The sequence below is a fragment of the Lysinibacillus sp. GbtcB16 genome (assembly GCF_019091145.1).
Lineage (GTDB): Bacteria > Bacillota > Bacilli > Bacillales_A > Planococcaceae > Lysinibacillus > Lysinibacillus fusiformis.
Genome location: NZ_JAGXJV010000298.1, coordinates 1 through 279 on the forward strand (window position 1 = coordinate 1; position 279 = coordinate 279).

The window sequence follows — 279 nt, forward strand, 5'->3', positions numbered from 1 at the left end:
TGTTTGCGATCGTCGGAGCGAAATTATAGAACTCACACAACCCTTCAGCGCCAGGTTTCAATAAGGTTGGCTTGTCCGTTCCTGGAATGATTCCGTAGTCAACGCCCTCTTGCATGACTTCACGGAAAAATTCTTTAGTCAGATTAAGTTTTTGCTTCATGTCGGCCAACTTCTTCCGTAAATCCGTCGCACTTCCGAATTCGTAATCAATGATAGCTCCACTACCAGCTTGTCCTCCTGCAGTTTGAGGTTGAATAACAGTGACTTCGTTCAAGTTAC

At 44.8% G+C, this 279-nt stretch carries 1 pseudogene; it reads right to left on the reverse strand.

What is annotated here, in order from left to right:
• A pseudogene (locus KVT27_RS24330) lies at positions 1-279 on the reverse strand (hypothetical protein); the annotation flags it as partial.